General features: G+C 66.4%; 15 protein-coding genes and 1 pseudogene. 12 read left to right on the top strand and 4 right to left on the bottom strand.

The window, feature by feature from the left end; translation table 11 throughout:
* Window positions 1-14: 14 nt before the first annotated feature.
* Window positions 15-1,133, bottom strand: coding sequence for a peptide chain release factor 2 (gene prfB, locus FBY28_RS21315; protein ID WP_141869259.1), 1,119 nt, complete (start codon window positions 1,131-1,133; stop codon window positions 15-17).
* Here prfB and FBY28_RS26490 point away from each other — a divergent pair.
* Window positions 1,039-1,890 (top strand): annotated as a pseudogene (locus tag FBY28_RS26490) (FAD-dependent oxidoreductase); the annotation flags it as partial. The gene prfB and the pseudogene FBY28_RS26490 overlap by 95 nt on opposite strands.
* Window positions 1,891-2,799: 909 nt before the next feature.
* Here the strand turns inward: FBY28_RS26490 and FBY28_RS21305 are convergent.
* Window positions 2,800-3,207: a PPOX class F420-dependent oxidoreductase gene (locus tag FBY28_RS21305; RefSeq protein ID WP_141869257.1), complete on the bottom strand. Its 408-nt coding sequence runs from the start codon at window positions 3,205-3,207 to the stop codon at window positions 2,800-2,802.
* 8 nt (window positions 3,208-3,215) lie between these two features.
* Window positions 3,216-3,650: a hypothetical protein gene (locus tag FBY28_RS21300; protein ID WP_141869256.1), complete on the bottom strand. Its 435-nt coding sequence runs from the start codon at window positions 3,648-3,650 to the stop codon at window positions 3,216-3,218.
* Between the two features lie 23 nt (window positions 3,651-3,673).
* On the opposite strand from FBY28_RS21300, the gene hisN reads away from it, so the two are divergent.
* The 4 genes from hisN (at window position 3,674) to FBY28_RS21280 (ending at window position 8,619) form a co-directional block, all read left to right on the top strand.
* Complete coding sequence (hisN, locus tag FBY28_RS21295) at window positions 3,674-4,453, top strand: histidinol-phosphatase (protein WP_141869255.1); 780 nt, start codon at window positions 3,674-3,676, stop codon at window positions 4,451-4,453.
* 81 nt (window positions 4,454-4,534) lie between these two features.
* Window positions 4,535-5,911, top strand: coding sequence for an acyl-CoA dehydrogenase family protein (locus FBY28_RS21290; RefSeq protein ID WP_019514428.1), 1,377 nt, complete (start codon window positions 4,535-4,537; stop codon window positions 5,909-5,911).
* Window positions 5,912-5,939: 28 nt separating this feature from the next.
* Entirely contained in the window at window positions 5,940-7,151 is a 1,212-nt protein-coding gene (locus FBY28_RS21285; RefSeq protein WP_141869254.1) for an acyl-CoA dehydrogenase family protein, read from the top strand.
* Between the two features lie 67 nt (window positions 7,152-7,218).
* Window positions 7,219-8,619 carry an FAD-dependent oxidoreductase gene (locus FBY28_RS21280; protein ID WP_141869253.1) on the top strand — a complete coding sequence of 467 codons (1,401 nt, stop codon included), beginning with the start codon at window positions 7,219-7,221 and terminating at the stop codon, window positions 8,617-8,619.
* A 95-nt stretch (window positions 8,620-8,714) separates the two neighbouring features.
* Here the strand turns inward: FBY28_RS21280 and FBY28_RS21275 are convergent, their stop codons facing one another.
* On the bottom strand, window positions 8,715-9,686 hold the full coding sequence (locus FBY28_RS21275; RefSeq protein WP_031601408.1) for an esterase family protein: 972 nt from the start codon (window positions 9,684-9,686) through the stop codon (window positions 8,715-8,717).
* Window positions 9,687-9,920: 234 nt separating this feature from the next.
* On the opposite strand from FBY28_RS21275, the gene FBY28_RS21270 reads away from it, so the two are divergent.
* The 7 genes from FBY28_RS21270 to FBY28_RS21240 all read left to right on the top strand — a co-directional run bounded on the left by FBY28_RS21270 (window position 9,921) and on the right by FBY28_RS21240 (window position 16,360).
* Window positions 9,921-10,487: a TetR/AcrR family transcriptional regulator gene (locus FBY28_RS21270; RefSeq protein ID WP_141869252.1), complete on the top strand. Its 567-nt coding sequence runs from the start codon at window positions 9,921-9,923 to the stop codon at window positions 10,485-10,487.
* Window positions 10,488-10,523: 36 nt separating this feature from the next.
* Window positions 10,524-11,687, top strand: coding sequence for an acyl-CoA dehydrogenase family protein (locus tag FBY28_RS21265; RefSeq protein WP_141869251.1), 1,164 nt, complete (start codon window positions 10,524-10,526; stop codon window positions 11,685-11,687).
* Window positions 11,688-11,705: 18 nt separating this feature from the next.
* Entirely contained in the window at window positions 11,706-12,311 is a 606-nt protein-coding gene (locus tag FBY28_RS21260; RefSeq protein ID WP_141869250.1) for an NAD(P)H-dependent oxidoreductase, read from the top strand.
* Window positions 12,312-12,431: 120 nt separating this feature from the next.
* Complete coding sequence (locus tag FBY28_RS21255) at window positions 12,432-12,632, top strand: hypothetical protein (RefSeq protein WP_141869249.1); 201 nt, start codon at window positions 12,432-12,434, stop codon at window positions 12,630-12,632.
* A 136-nt stretch (window positions 12,633-12,768) separates the two neighbouring features.
* Window positions 12,769-13,872: a homogentisate 1,2-dioxygenase gene (locus FBY28_RS21250; RefSeq protein WP_141869248.1), complete on the top strand. Its 1,104-nt coding sequence runs from the start codon at window positions 12,769-12,771 to the stop codon at window positions 13,870-13,872.
* 95 nt (window positions 13,873-13,967) lie between these two features.
* Window positions 13,968-15,158 (top strand): alpha/beta hydrolase family protein, encoded by a 1,191-nt coding sequence (locus tag FBY28_RS21245; protein ID WP_174241699.1) that lies wholly within the window; start codon window positions 13,968-13,970, stop codon window positions 15,156-15,158.
* Window positions 15,158-16,360 (top strand): CaiB/BaiF CoA transferase family protein, encoded by a 1,203-nt coding sequence (locus FBY28_RS21240; RefSeq protein ID WP_141869246.1) that lies wholly within the window; start codon window positions 15,158-15,160, stop codon window positions 16,358-16,360. Before FBY28_RS21245 ends, FBY28_RS21240 begins: the two co-directional genes overlap by 1 nt.
* Window positions 16,361-16,362 lie beyond the last annotated feature (2 nt).

The following is a 16,362-nucleotide window of genomic DNA, read 5'->3' as shown; positions in this document are numbered from 1 at the left end:
CGAGAACCGTGCCGTTAGTCGTCGTCATCTTTCCTATTGCGCCATCGGATACCGGCTTCCAGGAAACCGTCGATGTCGCCGTCGAGCACCGCGGCCGGACTTCCGACCTCGTATTCGGTGCGGAGGTCTTTCACCATTTGGTAGGGGTGCAGAACATAGGACCGCATCTGGTTCCCCCAGGAGCTGCCGCTGTCACTCTTGAGTGCATCCATCTCGGCGCGCTCTTCCTGGCGCTTGCGTTCCAGCAGCTTGGCCTGCAGCACGCGCATGGCCGACACCTTGTTCTGTAGCTGGGACTTCTCATTCTGACAGGTGACGACGATGCCGGTCGGGATGTGGGTCAACCGGACCGCGGAGTCGGTGGTGTTGACCGACTGCCCGCCGGGACCGCTGGAGCGGTACACGTCGACGCGGATATCGCCCTCGGGGATCTCGATGTGGTCGGTGGTTTCCGTGACGGGCAGCACCTCGACCTCGGCGAAGGATGTCTGCCGGCGGCCCTGGTTGTCGAAGGGGCTGATCCGCACCAGACGATGGGTGCCCTGCTCGACCGAGAGCGTGCCGTAGGCGTACGGGGCGTGCACCGCGAAGGTGGCGCTCTTGATACCGGCCTCCTCCGCGTAAGAGGTGTCGAAGACCTCGACCGGGTACTTGTGCGCCTCGGCCCACCGGATGTACATCCGCATCAGCATCTCCGCCCAATCGGCGGCGTCGACACCACCGGCGCCGGAGCGGATGTTGACCAGCGCCTCGCGCTCGTCGTACTCGCCGGACAGCAGTGTCCGGACCTCCATGGCCTCGATGTCCTCGCGCAGCTTGGCCAGCTCGGTATCGGCCTCGGCGAGCGCGTCGGAACCTTCGGCGCCTTCTTCCTCGGCGGCCATCTCGTAGAGCACCGGCAGGTCCTCGACGCGCTGGCGCAGCTCCTCGACGCGGCGCAGTTCGTTCTGCGCATGCGACAGCTCGCTGGTCACTTTCTGGGCGTGGGACTGGTCGTTCCACAGGGTGGGGTCGGCGGCCTCTGCTTCGAGTGTGACGATGCGGGCGCGCAGACCCTCGACATCGAGCACCCGCTCCACGGTCGTCAACGTGGTGTCGAGGGCGGCGATATCGGCAAGACGGTCTGGATCCACGATTGTTGAGGTTACCGGTCGGCTTCTCCCGACTCGGCCCTCGATCGGTGCTGCGCGGCTAGGCTCGGGTGCGCAAACCCACTCCGGCATCGACGCGACAGCCCCTTGCGCGACGCCGGTCAGCCTCACGAAAAGGCCATGCATGCGCCCGTACCACGTGGCGATCGTCGGCTCTGGACCGTCCGGGTTCTTTGCCGCCGCATCGCTGTTGAAAGCCGGCCAGGACGGCCGCGACTTCCGTGTCGACATGATCGAGATGCTGCCGACCCCCTGGGGGCTGGTTCGCTCCGGTGTCGCGCCGGACCATCCGAAGATCAAGTCGATCAGCGCGCAGTTCGCCAAGACCGCGCAGGATCCGCGCTTCCGTTTCTTCGGCAATGTCGGCGTCGGCGAACACGTGCACGCCTCCGAGTTGGCCGAACGCTACGACGCGGTGATCTACGCCGTCGGCGCCCAGTCCGACCGGGTACTCGGCATCCCCGGTGAGGACCTGCCCGGCAGCGTCTCCGCGGTCGATTTCGTCGGTTGGTACAACGGGCACCCGCATTTCGAGGAGACCGCACCCGACCTCGACGTCGAGCGCGCGGTGGTGATCGGCAACGGCAACGTGGCACTCGACGTCGCCCGGATCCTGATCAGTGAGCCGCAGATCCTGGCCCAGACCGATATCGCCGACCACGCGCTGGATCAGCTCGGGACCAGGGCCGTGCAGGAGGTGATCGTGGTGGGCCGGCGGGGTCCGCTGCAGGCGCCGTTCACGACCATGGAGTTGCGCGAGCTCGGACACATGGAGCAGATGGCCGAGGTGGACGTCGTCGTCGAGCGCGCCGATTTCGACGGCATCACCGAAGCGGATCTGGCGGCCGCCGACAAGACCGTGCGCACCAACATCAAGGTGCTGCGCGAATATGCCGAGCTGCAGCCGGCAGGGGCACAGCGGCGGGTGGTGTTCCGCTTCGCGACCTCACCGGTGGAGATCCGCGGCACCGACAAGGTCGAGTCGATCGTGTTGGGCCGCAACGAACTGGTCGACGAGGGCGGCCGGGTGGTGGCCAAGGACACCGGCGAGCGCGAGGAGCTGCCGGTACAGCTGGTGGTGCGCGCGGTCGGCTACCGCGGGGTCGCCGTGGACGGGCTGCCGTTCGACGAGCGATCCGGGACCATCCCGCATGAGAACGGCCGCATCGAGGGCCGCGAGCACGAGTATGTGGTCGGCTGGATCAAGCGCGGACCGTCCGGGGTGATCGGCTCGAACAAGAAGGACTCCGCCGACACCGTCGAGACGCTGTTGGCCGATCTCGAAGAGCCCCGGTTCGACGATGGGCACGCCCAGGAGCTGCATGACTGGTTGCTGTCGCGACAGCCCCGACTGGTCACCGATGCGCACTGGGAACGCATCGACGCCCACGAGCGCGCGATCGGCGAGGCGCAGCACCGGCCGCGGGTGAAGATCGCCAACGTCGAGAAGCTGCTGGGGATCGCGCACGGCTGAGCCGCGTGGCTTTCGCAGGCTAGGCGCGCATCCGAGGAGTACCGCGTGACATGCCTCGGACGAGATTCTGCTGACGGTTGCGATATGCCCTTACCGGGCCGTGACGACAACCCTGGAGCCAATCTCGCCCGAGGCGTCTTATCGGACTGTCGGGCCGACCCGTCGAGCCGCCGTTCACTCCCCCGGTGGCGGGGTGATCTTCTCGGCGGCGATGGTGAGGATGAGCCGGGTCTCGTCGGGATTGCCGCTGAAGTAGGGGTAGGGAATGCCGAGGTACTTCTGCGAGATCTCGTGGATGCTCTCGTGTCCGCCCTCGGTCGTCGTGACCGCGACGCGACCACGGATGGCATAGAAGCGTCGGATGTCGTCGGGGTCGGCGACATTGATCGCGATCCGCGGGTCGCGGGCGAGGTTGCGGTCCTTCTGCGAGCCGCCGACGATGTTGAGCACGATGTGCTCGCCGTCGGTGTGCACCCATGTCTCGGTCAACTGCGGCGCGCCGTCGGGCATCAGCGTGGCCACGAAGCAGGGGCTCGGTTTACCCAGCAGGTCGAGCAGACCCTGCGGAAGCTTTTGCGACATGGGCACTCTCAGTTGGAGTTCGGATAATTGGGCGGCGGCGGTGGCTGATTCGGCGGCGGCGGTGGGGGTGGCGGATACTCCGGCGGCGGCGCATCCAGCGGCGCGAAACCCCACTTGTCCGGATTCTTGGGTGAGTAGACGACGTCGATAAGCTGACCGATGGTCGGCCACTGATCGACGTCGACGACCATCCGCTGATAGACCACGTGTTCGTTGACCGTGGGCCCGTTGATCACCCCGCTGATCGTGACGAACTGCTCACCGACCTCGTCGGGACGCGGGCTGACACCGGTGACCAGCAGCGTGCCCGGCGCCATGTTCGCGGCGCGTCCTCCACCGAATCCGGCCCCGCCGCCACCGGCGGCGACACGCTTCTGGATCCACGGACGCGCTATCAGGACCAGGGCACCGACCAACAGCAGGATCATCGCGAATTCGACCACGCCACCATGGTAGGCATGCGGGCATGACCGACGTCGCCGATGATCTCGCCCTCGCCCTGCAACTCGCCGATCAGGCCGACGCCCTGACCATGGACCGGTTCGGCGCCCTGGATCTCGCCGTCGAGACGAAACCGGATCTGACACCGGTCACCGATGCCGACAAAGGAGCAGAGGAAGCGCTGCGCGCCACCCTGACTGCGGCGCGGCCCGGTGACGGCATCTTCGGCGAAGAGTTCGGCGGCGCACCGGTTTCGACGGGACGGGTGTGGGTTCTGGACCCGATCGACGGGACCAAGAACTTCGTCAGGGGGGTGCCGGTGTGGTGCACCCTGATCGCCCTGATCTCCGACGGCACGCCGGTCGTCGGCGTCATCAGCGCGCCGGCGCTGGGCAGGCGCTGGTGGGCCGCGCACGGTCTGGGCGCGCACACCTCGTTCGGCGACAGGCAGCGGCGCATCCAGGTCTCCGGGGTCAGGGAGCTGTCCTCAGCGAGCCTGTCCTATTCGGATCTGACGACCGGTTGGGACGACCGTCGGGAGCGGTTCGTCGCGTTGACCGACGAGGTGTGGCGGGTGCGCGCCTACGGGGATTTCTGGTCCTACTGCCTGGTCGCCGAGGGCGCGGTCGACATCGCCTGCGAACCCGAGGTGAAGGTCTGGGACATCGCCCCGCTGGACATCCTGATCCGGGAGGCCGGCGGAACGTTCAGCAGCCTGGACGGAGCGGCGGGGCCGCACGGCGGCAGTGCCCTGGCCACCAACGGTCACCTGCACGAGGCGGTGCGCGCACGCCTTTCCATGTGACGTTGATAACAGCCATGCGCTATCTTACTCTGGAGTAAGATAGCGTCACGACGCACGTTGCCCCAACCACGTGAGGCTGTGATGACAAATCTCGAATCCCGACCCAAGCGCACCGGCCCGGAAAGCGCCGTCGGACTCCAGAAACACAAGCGCACCGCGACCGATATCGGGATCGCCCTGCTCACCCCGCTGATGGGCCAGGAGTTCCTGGACCGCTACGGCCTGCGCGATCCGCTCAACAAGGGCCTGCGCTACGGCGTGAAGACGGCATTCTCGGCCGCCGGCGCGGGATCCCGCCAGTTCAAGCGCATCCAGAACATCGGCGGCTCCCCCACCCGGCTGGCAGCCAAGGAGTCGGACTACTTCGATCTGACCCCCGACGATGACCAGAAGATGATCGTCGAGACGGTGGCCGAGTTCGCCGAGGAGATCCTGCGACCGGCGGCCCATGACGCCGACGCCGCGGCCAACTATCCCCCCGATCTGATCGCCAAGGCGGCCGAGATCGGCGTGACGTCGTTGAGCATCCCGGAGAGTTTCGACGGGATTGCCGAGCACCGCAGCACCGTCACCGCGGCACTGGTCGCCGAGGCCCTGGCCTACGGGGACATGGGACTGGCACTGCCCATCCTGGCTCCGGCCGGCGTCGCATCGGCGCTGACCCATTGGGGCAGCGCCGAGCAGCAGGCGACCTACCTCCCCGAATTCGCCGGCGAGAAGGTCCCCCAAGCGTGCCTGGCGATCGCCGAACCGCACGCCCTCTTCGATCCCACCGCACTGAAGACGACAGCGGTGCGGACACCGGGCGGATACCGGCTGTCCGGGGTGAAGTCGCTGGTTCCCGCCGCGGCCGACGCCGAGCTGTTCATCATCGCGGCCGCGCTGAACGGCAAGCCCGCGCTGTTCATCGTCGAATCCTCCAGTGCGGGAGTCACGGTCGAGGCCGACCCGTCGATGGGTATCCGGGCCGCGGCGCTGGGCCGTATCGCACTCGATGATGTCGCCGTTCCACTGCACAACCGGCTCGGCGAGGACGGCGCATCCGATCAGGACTACTCGGAAGCCATCGCATACTCGCGGTTGGGTTGGGCCGCATTGGCTGTCGGTACGTCGCACGCGGTACTCGATTACGTCATCCCGTACATCAAGGAGCGCGAAGCGTTCGGCGAGCCGATCGCCCACCGGCAGGCCGTCGCCTTCATGACCGCCAACATCGCCATCGAGCTCGACGGTCTGCGGCTGATCACCTGGCGTGGTGCCGCACGGGCCGAGCAGGGACTGACCTTCGCCCGGGAAGCGGCCCTGGCCAAGCGAATTGCCACCGACAAGGGCATGCAGATCGGCCTGGACGGAGTGCAGCTGCTCGGGGGTCACGGCTACACCAAGGAACACCCGGTCGAACGCTGGTACCGCGATCTGCGGGCACTCGGCGTCGCCGAGGGTGTCGTCGTCCTGTAGCAGCCGGGTTCTCTAGAAAGGTCTTTTCATGGCAATCAATCTGGAAATGCCGCGCAAACTGCGGGCAGTCATCGAAAAGGGACATCAGGGTGCCGCCGAGATGCTGCGCCCCATCTCCCGCAAGTACGACCTCGCCGAGCACGCCTACCCGGTCGAGCTCGACACGCTGGCCACGCTGTTCGAAGGAATCTCGGCGGCCAAGACCATCTCCTTCGCCGGTGCCGACGGCGTGGGCGGCGGTGACGTCGACGGCAAGTCGAATATCAACGGCGCCAACATGTCCGCACTGGTGAACGCGCTCGAGGTGTCCTGGGGTGACGTCGCCCTGCTGCTGTCGATCCCCTTCCAGGGGCTGGGCAACGCCGCGATCTCCAGCGTGGCCACCAAGGAGCAGCTCGAACGGCTCGGCAAGGTGTGGGCCGCCATGGCGATCACCGAACCGGGCTTCGGCTCCGATTCGGCCGCGGTGACCACCACCGCGGTGCTAGACGGCGACGAGTACGTGATCAACGGCGAGAAGATCTACGTCACTGCCGGATCGCGGGCCAGCCATATCGTGGTGTGGGCAACGGTCGACAAGTCGTTGGGCCGCGCCGCCATCAAGTCGTTCATCGTGCCCCGCGAACACCCCGGCGTCACCGTCGAACGGCTCGAGCACAAGCTCGGCATCAAGGCTTCCGACACCGCGGCGATCCGCTTCGAGAATGCCCGGATCCCGAAGGAGAACCTGCTTGGTGATCCGGAAGTCAAGGTGGACAAGGGCTTCGGCGGGGTCATGGAGACCTTCGACAACACCCGGCCGATCGTGGCTGGGATGGCCGTCGGCGTGGCGCGCGCCGCGCTGGAGGAACTGCGGGTCATCCTCACCGAGGCGGGCATCGAGATCTCCTATGACAAGCCGGCACACGCCCAAAGCGCACCGGCCGCCGAGTTCCTCCGCATGGAGGCCGAGTGGGAATCCGGCTATCTGCTGACCGTGCGGTCGGCATGGCAGGCCGACAACAAGATCCCGAACTCCAAAGAGGCCTCCATGGGTAAGGCCAAGGCCGCCCGGGTCGGCAGCGACATCACGTTGAAGGCTGTCGAGATGGCCGGCACGGTCGGCTACTCCGAGCAGTCGCTGCTGGAAAAGTGGGCTCGCGATTCGAAGATCCTGGACATCTTCGAGGGCACCCAGCAGATCCAGCAACTGGTGGTGGCCCGCCGTCTGCTGGGGCTCTCCTCTGCCGAGTTGAAGTAGTCCGTCGGGCAAATATGAGTAGCGCACTACTCTAAGTGGCCTTACCCAGGTCCCGCAGACTTCGAGTATGGCGATCGTGGGCGAGCGGGCGGTGGTGCTGGGAGGGAGCATCGCCGGCCTGCTCGCCGCGCGCGTCCTCGCCGAGCACTACCGGAGCGTCACCATCGTCGAACGCGATGACCTGACCGAGGACCCGGACGCCCGCCGCGGCGTATCGCATTTTCGCTACGGCCGGGTCTTGCCACCCGCGGCCACCGTGCTTCTCGCTGAACTGTTTCCGGGTTTCGAGGACGATCTCGCCGCCGAGGGTGTCCCCTCGCTACGCGGCGATACCCTCACCCGGCTGCACATCCACTTCGGCGGGCACCGGCTGGCCCAACACCGCGATGTCCACCGCCCCGACGCGGCGACACTGCACTTCCCCAGTTCCGGCTTGGTCGAGCGCACCATCCGCAGGCGGGTCCAGGCCATGGGAAATGTGACCATCCTCGATGATCGACTTGCCATCGGGTTGGCCGGCACCGCCGATGCATCGGGTATCACCGGTGTCGAGGTTGCGCACGGCCGCACATCGTCCGTGCTGGACGCCGACCTCGTCGTCGATGCCACCGGCCGCGCGTCACGCACGCCCGTGCTCCTCGAACAACTGGGCTACAGCAGGCCACCCGAGGACGATGTCATCGTCAAACTGGCCTACGCCAGCCAGCGCCTGCAGATGCCCTCCGACGCCATCCGCGAGCGGATGGTGGCGTTCTTTCCGGAACCCGAACGGCCATCCATGTGGTCACTGGTCTGCCACGAGAAGAACACCTGGACGCTCACCGTCGGCTCGATGGCAGGCCACCCGCCACCGGCCGGCCGCCCGGAGATGCTCGCCATCGGCGACGGTCTGATACCCGATCGGGTGCTGGCGGCGGTGCGCGCCGCGACCCCGGTCGGGGAAGCGGTGCACTTCCGGGTGCCGTCGAACAGGTGGCGTCGTTATGACAAGCTCAGGCGCTTCCCGCGTGGCCTGCTGGTGATCGGCGACGCGATCTGCAGTGTGAACCCGATCTATGGACAGGGTCTGACCTTGTCGGCCATCGAGGCGACCATCCTGCGCGATTGCCTGCGCCACGGCGACGACGATCTGGGGCGGCGGTTCTTCCGCGCGTGCACCCCGAGGTTGCGGATGGCATGGAGTATCGCGGTCGGTTCGGACCTGGCGCTGCCGGAGGTCGACGGGCATCGCCGACTCTGGGTGCGCGTGGCCCAGCCCTGCCTGGCTGCCGTGTCGGTGGCCGCCGAAACCGATCCGCACGTCGCCGTGGAACTGATCAAGGTGACCGGAATGCTGGATTCACCCAGCCAACTCATGCGGCCGGCGTTCGTGCGCCGGGTCGTTCGCGCCAACCGGACTCGGCGCGGGTCGCGATCTGAGGGGAATCGCGACCCGCGCCGCACTCAGCTCGTCCCGCAGGGGCGATAAGACGGGGGTACCGGGGGGAACCCCCTGGGGGGGAAAAGAAGATCCCCCCGAGGCCGCTAGGGCCTCGGGGGGATTTTCGCTTCTCGGTACCTGGTTCAGGCGCCCAGGACGCGCTGCAGATCAGGCTTCATGGCCTGCAGCTCCCGACCCCAGTACGCCCAGTTGTGCGTGCCGTTGTCCGGGAAGTTGAACACACCGTTGGCGCCACCCGCGGCCAGGTAGTTGTCACGGAAGGTGATGTTGGTGCGGATGGTCAGATCCTCGAGGAAGGTTGCGGGCAGGTCGCCGCCGCCGAGCTCGTTGGGCTTGCCGTTACCGCAGTAGACCCAGAGGCGGGTGTTGTTGGCCACCAGGGTCGGGATGTTGACCATCGGGTCGTTGCGCTTCCAACCGCTGTTGGGATCCTGGGTCTTACCCCACATGTCGTCGGCCTTGAAGCCGCCGGCGTCACCCATCGCGATGTTGATCAGGAACGGCCACCAGCCCTCGGAGGGGTTCAGGAAGCCCGACATGGACGCGGCGTAGATGAACTGCTGGGGGTGCCAGGTGGCCAGGTTCAGCGCGGCCGAACCGGCCATCGACAGACCGACCGCGGCGCTGCCGGTGGGCTTGACGGCCTTGTTGGCCTGCAGGTAGGCCGGGAGCTCCTGGGTCAGGAAGGTCTCCCACTTGTAGGTGACGGTCGGACCCTTGTTACGGGCCGGTGCGTACCAGTCGGCGTAGAAGCTGGACTGTCCGCCGACGGGCATGACGACCGACAGACCGGAGTCCAAGTACCACTCGAAGGCCTGGGTGTTGATGTCCCAGCCGCTGAAGTCCTCCTGCGCACGCAGGCCGTCCAGCAGGTACACCGCGGGCGAGTTCTCGCCACCGCTCTGGAACTGGATCTTGATATCGCGGCCCATTCCGGCCGAGGGCACCATCAGGTACTCAACCGGCAGTCCGGGGCGGGAGAAGGCACCGGCGGTGGCCGTCTCACCCGCTACAGCGATCGCGCCAGGCACGACCAGCGCGGCCGCAGCTGCGGCCCCGATCCGGCGCATCCACCGGCCAACAACGTTCTGCATGTATTTCTTCCCAACTCTAATTGTTCACGGTCCCGCCCGACCCTCGGTGCTGTGTGCCCAACACCCAGAGATACCGCAGTGCTCCCTTGCACTGCGGTATCCGTGTCCGCTCGCATTGACTCCGATTGGATTGCGGAGCGGACCGAGAATTCAGTTGTCGCGACTTGCAGTAAAACATGCAGCCAGCACGTACAGAAAGTCAGGTACTCGGCGCGCCGTCGTAGGCTGCCAGTCATGACGACCGCTCCGAAGCCGTCCGGCAGCCGCCTGACCACGGATGACTGGCTTCAGGCCGGCTACACGATCCTCGCTGAGGACGGTCTCAAATCTCTCAAAATAGATGCGCTGTGTCGACGCCTCGGCGTGACCAAGGGCAGCTTCTATTGGCACTTCCACGACATGGCGGGCTACCGGGCCGCGCTCATCGAGTCCTGGGGCGATCTGCGTGATGACGATCGGAGCCGAATCGAGACCGTCGACGAGCTGCCCCCGCGAGACCGCCTGATCCAGATGATGGCGTCCCTGGTCAGTCCGCGGCACTGGACCCTGGAGCGGGCCATGCGCGAGTGGGCCCGCACCGACGATGCCGTCGCCGACAGCGTGCGTGCCGCCGACCGACGCATCCTGGCCGCGGTGCGCAGAGCGTTCGAGGACCTCGGCTTCGACGCCGACGATGCAGATCTGCGCGCCAACGCCACCTTCGCCGCGGGTATCGGTTTTCTGCACCTGTTGGGCCACGCCCCCGACAGCCGATTGTCCGAGCAGAGCGAGCGGTTTCTCGACCTGATGGTGGCCCGCTGAGCATCTCCATACCAAAAGGTATGGTAAGTTTTCGGCATGACGACGACCGAGGCGCGCGGCGTGATCACCGATGAGTTCGTGGCGGCTTTGGCCGAGCGCGCCGAGGAGGCCGAGACCCTGCGCCGGCTGCCCGAGGCCACGGTGGCCGACCTGACCGCCTCCGGATTCACCGAATTGTTGGTCCCAGCGGCCTACGGCGGCCTGCAGGCGCCGTTCCCGGCCCTGCTCGACCCGGTTCGCCGGATGGCCCACGGTTGCACCTCCAGCGCGTGGACCATCGGCTTCCTGACCCTGCACAACTGGATGCTCGCGCTGTTCGGCGAGCAGGCCCAGCAGGAGGCGTTCGCCGACCGCCCGTTCCTGGCCCCGGCCCCGCTCGCGCCGACCGGCCGGGGCGTTCCCGTCGATGGCGGCATCCGGCTGACCGGCCGCTGGTCCTGGGCCACCGGCGTGATGCACGCCAATTGGATCATCCTGTGCGCGCTGTGCGGGCCGGATAACGGCCTGTTCCCGGCGCTGGCACTGCTTCCGGCCGGCGATATCACCGTCGAGGACGTCTGGCACACCGACGGCATGCGGGCGACGGGCTCCAACGACGCCATAGTCACCGATGTGTTCGTGCCCGAGCACCGACTGGTGCGGGTCACCGACATCTATGCCGGCACCGCACCCGGCGCGGGACTGCACGACAGCGCCACCTACCGCTGGCCGATGGTGCCCGCCTTGGCACTGCTGTCGGCGATGCCCGCCCTCGGCAGCGCCGAACGCGTGACCGAGACCTACGCCCAGCGCCTGGCCGAGCGCGTGCTGGCCTACGAGGGCGTCATGCAGAAGGACAAGCCGATCGCACAGGCCCGCCTGGCGGGCGCACAGGTGCGCCTTCGCGCCATGCGCGGACTGCTCGCCGACACCGTCGGCGAGATCGAGACGGTTGTGGCGGCGGGTGACAGCGTCGACAAGCCGGTGCGCGCTCAGGCCCGGTTGGCGGCGGCGCACATCGTTGCGGAGTCCAAGGCCGTGATCACCGATCTGATGGGCGCAGGCGGCGCGAGCATCCACTTCCTGTCCAGCCCCATGCAGCGTTTCAAGCGCGATGTGGACGTGCTGTCCGGCCACGTTGTCTTCGATTACGACACCGCGCGGGAGCTGGCCGGCGCCCTGAGCCTCGGCATGAAGATCCCCCGTACCTCGATGGTCTAGGCAGCGGTGGTGTCCAGCATGAACACCCTCTGGGTCGAGGGAAGCCCGAAGGGCGATGATGCACTGTCCTCTCAGCTTGCCGAAGCATTCCTGGAAGGCACTCGTTACCAACGCTTCTCGGTATGGGATGAGGATCTGCTGAGATTCGGCCACGATGCGGCGGTGGCCAAGTTCGCTCCACTGTTCGGCGAAAGCGTCACCGCGCAACAGCAGGCCATCTGGCAGCAGGTGCTCGACGAGATCGAGCGGGTGCGCAGTTTCGACCGGCTGGTGATCTCGTCACCGATGTGGAACTGGCACATACCCCATGCACTGAAGGCCTGGATCGATATCATCGTGCAGCCGATCGCCAGCTTCACCCTCGACGCCGGAGGGCGACATGTCGGCACCCTCGGCGACGGGAAGCCGGTGCAGCTCATCCTGACCCGTAGCAGCGCCTACGACGGACGGCATCCCGAGCTGAACGATTTCCAGCGCCCGTATCTTGAGTATGTGTTCGGCATGCTCGGCTACCGGGTTCAGACGCTCGTGATCGAGCCCACAACCCGCTGGACGCCCGAAGACCGGGCACAGATGCGCACCGAGGCAATCGAATTGGCTCGCCGGGCCGGACATCACCACTGACCAGCGTCGATCGTCGCAAATCCGAGCTTCCCACCGTCGGCACGTAGCATTACCGCGACCCTCTGACACTCGGCGGACGACACGCGACGCCGATCGACGGCACCGATATGAGATAGCGACATGAGCGACGAGACATCTGCGGGCGAGGCCATCGCGCTCGCCGACCCGCAGGAGCCACCGAAGCCGCGCGCACCGGCAACTCCGGCCGGAGAAGATGGCGCGACCACTCCGGGTGGGCCCGTCATGATCCTGGTGGGCGTGAGCGCGTTCATCACGTACAAGGTGTGGCGATATCGGCGCCGGCGGGCGCACCGCCGCTAGCCGTACTTCCGCATCCGGAGCACAAACAGCGAAATTCCCGTTCACCGGCGAGATCGACGCGCACGGACCCTTGCATAGGACCGGAACAAAAAGTAATGTCACTTTTAGTTTTCCGGGCCGATATCCGAGGAGCACCATGGAATCCTTTGTCCACCTTCGCAAAGGCAAGACGCCCAAGCGTGTGCATGCCGATCTGGACGGTCTCAAAGACGATGAACTCGGCCGCGGCGGCTTTGTCGGCCGCACCGCCAACATGTACCGGCGCAACGACCCGACCGCGTACCGCACGGAGGGGCCCTTGCGCCCCACCGATGTACTGTCCTCGGAGCTCAAGCCCAGCGATGCCGCCGATGCCCACGGGGGTCCGCTGCTGATGTTCAGCAATGCCGACTGCGAGGTACTACTGAGCCGGCGCACCGAACCGATGCCGTTCTTCGTGCGCTATGTCGACGGCGATCTGCTGCTGTTCGTGCACAAGGGCGCCGGACTGCTGGAGACCGAGTTCGGCCCACTGCGCTACCGCGAGGGCGACTGGGTCTACATCCCCAAGGCGTGCACCTTCCGGCAGGTGCCCGATGAAGAATCGACCTGGCTCATGATCCAGGCCACCGACGACTTCCGGGTGCCCCCGGCAGGCACGCTGGGCAGGCACTTCCCGTTCGACCCCGCGCAGGTGACCATTCCCGAGCCCTGCCCCATCGACGATGACGGCAGAGACGAATACGAGGTGCGGCTCATCCATTCACCAGTCGAGGGGGTGGGCTCCACTTCTCTGTTCTATCAACACAATCCGCTCGACGTCGAGGGGTGGCGCGGGGACAACTTCCCGTTCACGTTCAACATCGAGGACTACACCGTCATCACCTCCGAGAGCGTGCACCTCCCCCCTACGGTGCATCTGTTCATGCAGGCAACCGGGGTGTACGTGATGAACTTCCTGCCCAAGCCCGCCGAAAGCGTCCCTGGCACCGAACGCACTCCGTGGTATCACCGCAACGTCGACTACGACGAGATCGCGTTCTTCCACTCCGGTTCGCTCTACGGCATCCCGATGCCGCCCGGACTGGTTTCGCATGCGCCGCAAGGAGTTCACCACGGTGCACCCGAAAAGGCACGCGAGCGGGCCCGCCGCAAGTTCGACGACTACGACCGGGTGGACTGGTCGGTGATCGCCATCGACACCCGGCGCCGACTCATCCCGTCCGCGGAGATCCTCACCAACGACCTGGGGCAGCACTGATGAGCGCCCGCGCGAAGAAGAAACAGCACTGATGAGCGCCTGCGCGAAGAAGAAAGAGCACTGATGAGCGCCCGCGCGAAGAAGAAAGAGCACTGATGAGCAGCACCGAAGCACCCGCGAAGTTCGAGTATGACCGCATCCCGTATCTGGTTGCCTACCAGAACAATTCCAGTGTCCGCGACGTCTACGGCGGCGTCGCCGAACTGGTCGTCCTGGAGAGCTATCTGCTCAGGCCGAAGAACAAGCCCTCCGACACCGTGCTGGTCTTCATGCACCCGATCGGGGGCGGCGCCTATCTGCCGATGATCAATGCGCTTGCTCGCGCGGGCCACCACGTCATCTACTGCAACAGCCGTTTCCGCGGCACCGATTCGGCGCTGCTCATGGAGAAGGTCGTCGAAGACCTCGGCGAGTGCATCAAGGATGCCAAGAACCGCCTGGGCTACTCGCGCGTCGTGCTGGCCGGATGGAGCGGCGGCGGTTCGCTGTCGGTGTTCTACCAACAGCAGGCGCAGCACCCGACCGTGACCGCGAGCCCCTCCGGTGACGGACCGGACCTCACCGAGCTCGGTCTCATTCCCGCCGACGCCATCATGCTGCTGGCCGCGCACATCAGTCGGCACGGCACCATGACCGAATGGATGGATGCCTCCATCCTTGACGAGAACGACCCATCCAAGCGGGACCCCGAACTCGATCTCTACAACCCGGCCAACCCCAACCAGCCGCCGTACACGAGCGAGTTCCTCGACCGATACCACGCGGCACAGATCGCCAGAAACCGCCGGATCACGAAGTGGGTCAAAGAAAAGCTGGCGGAGTTGAAGGCCGCCGGGCGTCCTGATGACGAGTACGCATTCGTCGTACACGGCACCATGGCCGACCCGCGCTGGCTGGACCCGACGGTGGATCCCAACGAACGCACCCCGGGGCAGTGCTATCTGGGCGATCCTCAGGTGGTGAACATGAGCCCGGTGGGACTGGCCCGGTTCTGCACGCTGCGCAGCTGGCTGTCACAGTGGAGTTATGACGACGCCAACGGCGACGCGGTCAAGGCCGGCCCCGATATCGCGGTGCCGACCTTGGTGATCGGCAACCTGGCCGATGATGCCTGCACGCCCAGCCACACCAGAAGGCTGTTCGAGGCGATCGGGCACCCCGACAAGGAAATGCACGAGATCCACGGTGCCAACCACTACTACTCCGGCCCCGATCAGCGCGGAACCCTGCGCGAGGCGGTCGCCATCTGCACCGATTGGCTACACCGCCACGGGTTGTCGAGCTGATGGTCACCGGACCGCTGGACGGTATCCGGGTACTCGAACTCGGGACGCTGATCTCGGGGCCGTTCGCCGCGCGCCTGCTCGGTGATATGGGTGCCGAGGTCATCAAGATCGAACTGCCGACCACCCCGGACCCGTTGCGCACCTGGGGACAGGCCGAGCTGGACGGGCACCACTTCTTCTGGACGGTGCACGCCCGAAACAAGAAAGCCATCACCCTCGACCTGCGCACCGGCCGCGGCCGAGAGCTCTTCCTGGAACTGGTCGACCGCGCCGATGTGATCGTGGAGAACTTCCGCCCCGGCACCCTGGAGAAATGGGACCTCGGCTACGAGGTGCTCAAGGACCGCAACAAGGGCATCATCCTGGTGCGGGTCTCCGGCTACGGCCAGACCGGACCAGACGCCGGCAAGGCCGGCTACGCCTCGGTGGCCGAGGCGGCCAGCGGTCTGCGCCACATGAACGGCTTCCCGGGTGGACCGCCGCCACGGCTGGCGCTGTCGCTCGGTGACAGCCTGGCAGGCATGTTCGCCGCGCAAGGCGCCCTGGCCGCGCTGTATCGGCGCACGGTCACCGGTGAAGGCCAGATCGTCGACACCGCGCTGACCGAAAGCTGCCTGGCCGTCCAGGAATCCACCATCCCGGACTACGACGTGGGCGGTGTCGTGCGCGGCCCGTCGGGCACTCGGCTGGAAGGCATTGCGCCGTCGAACATCTACCAGAGCGCCAACGGCAGCTGGGTGGTGATCGCCGCCAACCAGGACACCGTCTTCCGCCGCTTGTGTGCCGCGATGGGTCAACCCGAACTGGCCACCGACGACCGATTCGTCGACCACGTTGCGCGCGGCCGGAATCAGGACGAACTCGATGCCATCATCGGTGCCTGGGCCGCATGTCGCGAACCCGACGACATCATCGACACCCTGTCGGAGGCCGGGGTGATCAGCGGACCGATCAACACCGTCGCCGAGGTGGTCGAGGATCCGCAGCTGCAGGCCCGCGGCATGATCGCCGACCACTGGGATGAGCGGATCGGGCGCTTCGTCAAGGGGCCGGGCATCGTGCCGGTGCTCTCGGAGTCGCCGGGCTCGATCCGCAACGCCGGGTCGTCGCATCCCGGCCAACACAACGACGAGGTCTACACCGGCCTGCTGGGACTCGGCGCCGAGGAACTCGACGCCTTACGCACCGAGGGGGTGCTGTGACG

Origin of the sequence: Arthrobacter sp. SLBN-53 (genome assembly GCF_006715585.1) — a bacterium.
GTDB classification, from domain to species: Bacteria; Actinomycetota; Actinomycetes; order Mycobacteriales; family Mycobacteriaceae; genus Mycobacterium; species Mycobacterium neoaurum_A.
The sequence above is the reverse complement of the archived record's forward strand: the minus strand, read 5'-3'. Positions and strand labels throughout refer to the sequence as shown.

Coding starts and splice junctions, on each gene's coding strand:
- FBY28_RS21305 (WP_141869257.1), bottom strand. CDS start 3,207: ATGTCGCAAAAGCTTCCGCAGGGTCTGCTCGACCTGCTGGGTAAACCG.
- FBY28_RS21270 (WP_141869252.1), top strand. CDS start 9,921: ATGACGACCGCTCCGAAGCCGTCCGGCAGCCGCCTGACCACGGATGAC.
- FBY28_RS21250 (WP_141869248.1), top strand. CDS start 12,769: ATGGAATCCTTTGTCCACCTTCGCAAAGGCAAGACGCCCAAGCGTGTG.
- FBY28_RS21255 (WP_141869249.1), top strand. CDS start 12,432: ATGAGCGACGAGACATCTGCGGGCGAGGCCATCGCGCTCGCCGACCCG.
- FBY28_RS21285 (WP_141869254.1), top strand. CDS start 5,940: ATGGCAATCAATCTGGAAATGCCGCGCAAACTGCGGGCAGTCATCGAA.
- hisN (WP_141869255.1), top strand. CDS start 3,674: ATGACCGACGTCGCCGATGATCTCGCCCTCGCCCTGCAACTCGCCGAT.
- FBY28_RS21275 (WP_031601408.1), bottom strand. CDS start 9,686: ATGCAGAACGTTGTTGGCCGGTGGATGCGCCGGATCGGGGCCGCAGCT.
- FBY28_RS21245 (WP_174241699.1), top strand. CDS start 13,968: ATGAGCAGCACCGAAGCACCCGCGAAGTTCGAGTATGACCGCATCCCG.
- FBY28_RS21265 (WP_141869251.1), top strand. CDS start 10,524: ATGACGACGACCGAGGCGCGCGGCGTGATCACCGATGAGTTCGTGGCG.
- FBY28_RS21240 (WP_141869246.1), top strand. CDS start 15,158: ATGGTCACCGGACCGCTGGACGGTATCCGGGTACTCGAACTCGGGACG.
- FBY28_RS21260 (WP_141869250.1), top strand. CDS start 11,706: ATGAACACCCTCTGGGTCGAGGGAAGCCCGAAGGGCGATGATGCACTG.
- FBY28_RS21290 (WP_019514428.1), top strand. CDS start 4,535: ATGACAAATCTCGAATCCCGACCCAAGCGCACCGGCCCGGAAAGCGCC.
- FBY28_RS21280 (WP_141869253.1), top strand. CDS start 7,219: ATGGCGATCGTGGGCGAGCGGGCGGTGGTGCTGGGAGGGAGCATCGCC.